The sequence below is a fragment of the Nocardia sp. NPDC004722 genome (assembly GCF_053601505.1).
The window spans coordinates 1-2,743 of the sequence record NZ_JBSGBY010000858.1; the positions used below are offsets into that span (position 1 = coordinate 1).

3 protein-coding genes and 1 pseudogene are annotated in these 2,743 nt (G+C 68.8%); 1 reads left to right on the forward strand and 3 read right to left on the reverse strand.

Features of this window, described 5'->3' with window-relative positions; translation table 11 throughout:
- Window positions 1–13: 13 nt before the first annotated feature.
- Window positions 14–319 (reverse strand): hypothetical protein, encoded by a 306-nt coding sequence (locus ACWELQ_RS43065; protein WP_452402745.1) that lies wholly within the window; start codon window positions 317–319, stop codon window positions 14–16.
- 276 nt (window positions 320–595) lie between these two features.
- Here ACWELQ_RS43065 and lexA point away from each other — a divergent pair, with 276 nt between their 5' ends.
- Window positions 596–1,354, forward strand: coding sequence for a transcriptional repressor LexA (gene lexA / locus ACWELQ_RS43070; protein WP_452402746.1), 759 nt, complete (start codon window positions 596–598; stop codon window positions 1,352–1,354).
- A gap of 87 nt (window positions 1,355–1,441) precedes the next feature.
- Here the strand turns inward: lexA and ACWELQ_RS43075 are convergent, their stop codons facing one another.
- Window positions 1,442–1,906: a DUF2231 domain-containing protein gene (locus ACWELQ_RS43075; RefSeq protein ID WP_452402747.1), complete on the reverse strand. Its 465-nt coding sequence runs from the start codon at window positions 1,904–1,906 to the stop codon at window positions 1,442–1,444.
- Window positions 1,907–2,395: 489 nt separating this feature from the next.
- Window positions 2,396–2,743: pseudogene (locus ACWELQ_RS43080) on the reverse strand (hypothetical protein); the annotation flags it as partial.

A 2,743-nucleotide genomic window follows, 5' to 3' on the forward strand; every position in this document is an offset into this window, starting at 1 on the left:
CATTCGGCGTCCCTTACCGAAACGTCGACCCCGCCGTATGGTCCGAGTGGGCCATGACGGTCTGCGCGCGCTGCACGCGCTCGAGCGGATGCACGCCCCTGGCGCGTCCGGCCGCGTGTCGCACGACGACATGGTCGCGTCGAACATCGGTGCGGGCGGCGGGACGGACCCGGGCACGGCACGGGCGGCGGACCGCGGTGGGATGCGAGAGCGCGGCGGGCAGGCCGGTGGGCGCGCCCGCCGTGCGCAGCTCCCACGGGATGCTGTCGAATCCCAAATCGCTTCCGAGAGTGTCGATTTCGCTGACCACGGCGCGCATCGAAGAAACCTCCAAGGTAGGGCGGACCGAATGATGCTGGACAACTGACTCGATCATGTGTTCGAAGAACTGATGTTCGAATTTCTACCACGGCCCACCGACAATGTCACTGATTTCCCCGACATGCGTCGAACAGATGTTTGATCACACGCGTCACACGGACTACAGTCGAGTCACGAGTTCCCCGGACGCACAGAATCTTCGGATCCCACGGAGGTCAATGAGCGCCGGGAACGAATTCCGGTGAGCGACAGCAGTGAACGGAGGACAGCGGCGGTGAGCGAACACGGCGGCGCGGAAGGTGACAACGGACCCCTTGGTCTCTCAGGAGGCGACGCCGCCTCCGCCGAGTCGACGGGCTCCGGCACGGACCTGACGGTGCGCCAGCGCAAGGTGCTGGAGGTCATCCGCTCCTCGGTGCACGACCGCGGCTATCCGCCCAGCATCCGCGAGATCGGCGATGCCGTCGGTCTCACCTCCACGTCCTCGGTGGCACACCAGCTGCGCGCGCTCGAGCGCAAGGGCTATCTACGCCGCGACCCGAATCGTCCACGCGCCGTGGATGTCCGGGGCCTGGACGAGACGGCGATGCGCGCCGCCACCGGGGTGCCCAAGCTGCGCGCGGTCGACACCGAGGTGGAGTCCACCGACGAGCACCCGATCCCGACCTACGTCCCGGTGCTGGGCCGGATCGCCGCCGGTGGTCCGATCCTGGCCGAGCAGGCGGTGGAGGATGTCTTCCCGCTGCCGCGCGAACTGGTCGGCGAGGGCTCGCTGTTCCTGCTCAAGGTCGTCGGTCAGTCCATGATCGACGCCGCCATCTGCGACGGTGACTGGGTGGTCGTGCGTCAGCAGAATGTGGCCGACAACGGTGACATCGTGGCCGCCATGATCGACGGGGAGGCCACGGTGAAGACGTTCAAGCACACCGGTTCCCAGGTGTGGCTGATGCCGCACAACCCCCTGTTCGAGCCGATTCCGGGCAATGACGCCCAGATCCTCGGCAAGGTCGTCACGGTCATCCGCAAGATCTGACCGTGCCGCACTGTCGTGACCCGGTGACCGCCCCGCAGACCGGCCGCCGGGTCACGACAGTCGCTTTCTCCTAGCGGTTCGGCATCGCTAGTGGTTGAGCACGCCGTTCCATACCGCGTGCGCCCCCGAATCCCCGACCCGGTAGGTCTGCCAGGCGGCCGCGCCGGCGGCGGCGAGCGCCACGATGGCGATGGCCACCACCGCCGCCCGCCCCACCGGTTTCTCACTGCGCTGCCGCAGGTGCGCGAGCACCAGCAGCAGCGCCGAAATCAGCAGCGGCGCAACGAAGTACAGCATCTGATGCCCGAGCCTGGCGTGCTCGTCGATCACGGGCGGATTCCCCAGCTGCTTCTGGAACCACTCCCCCGCCTCGATGGTGACCGGCGTCAGTGCCGTCACCACGACCGCCAGCACGGCGGTCGGCCAGATCAGCCGGGCACGCGCCGCGGGCCAGAACGCGCACAGCACCACCAGCCCCGCGGTCAGCGGCACCAGCACGACGATCACGTGCACGAGCAGGACATGGGCGGGCAGCCCATTGAATGTCGACATATATCGGCTCTTTCGAACTCGGCGAAAAGCCCGGCGTATCAGTACAACGTATGTCGACCGCTCTCGGTTCGGTCCGCGCCCAGAGTTCCTCCGGCGAGTCCCGCCGACCACGCCCTCCCCGCCGCCGCCAGCCCAGCGGCCTTCGTGAACGGGCTCCACTTCAGCCGGTGTCACCGGAGGCCATGATTCGCGCAGAAAGCACGCCGCCCAGGTGGTGCGGCTCGGCCCGCTCATGGGCCGATCAGGCTCTGCCGCAATCGGTTTCGGTGCACGTGCCTGGCCCAATCGCTGAGCCGGGCGAGCATCTGCGGAGGTGACCTCGACCCAGGACTGCGTGCAGGAGCATGCCAGCCGGGCACCAAGGCATTCGAGCGTGGAGGCATTCGAGCGCCGACGCATTGTCAACCGTGCCGCCGTCTCGGTCGGCCTCGCAAACGCACCCGAGCGCCGACCGGGTGCTGATCCGGGCGGCTTACCGGGAGCGGCGGATTACTCGCCTTCGGTGGGGACCACGATGCGGGTGATGAGTTGGGTGGGGGCCTCGTCGGCGTGGGTTACCGGCTTCTCGACGGCGGCGGGAGCTTCGGGCGCGGTCTGCGGCGGGGCGGCAGGTTCCGAAGCCGGAGATGCCGCGGGCTCGGGAGCGGGTGCGATGAGATCGGTGGACTGGGGTGCCGGGGTGTCGACCACGGGAGCCGCCGACAGATCCGATGCGGGCTTGAGGGGCTGGCTCGGCGAGATGTCGGCGGTGGGAGCCATGGGCGCGGGTGCTGCGGGGGGCGGAGCAGAGGGGGCGGGGGCTTCGGCCGACAGGGCGGCGAGGCGGCGGGCGCGGAG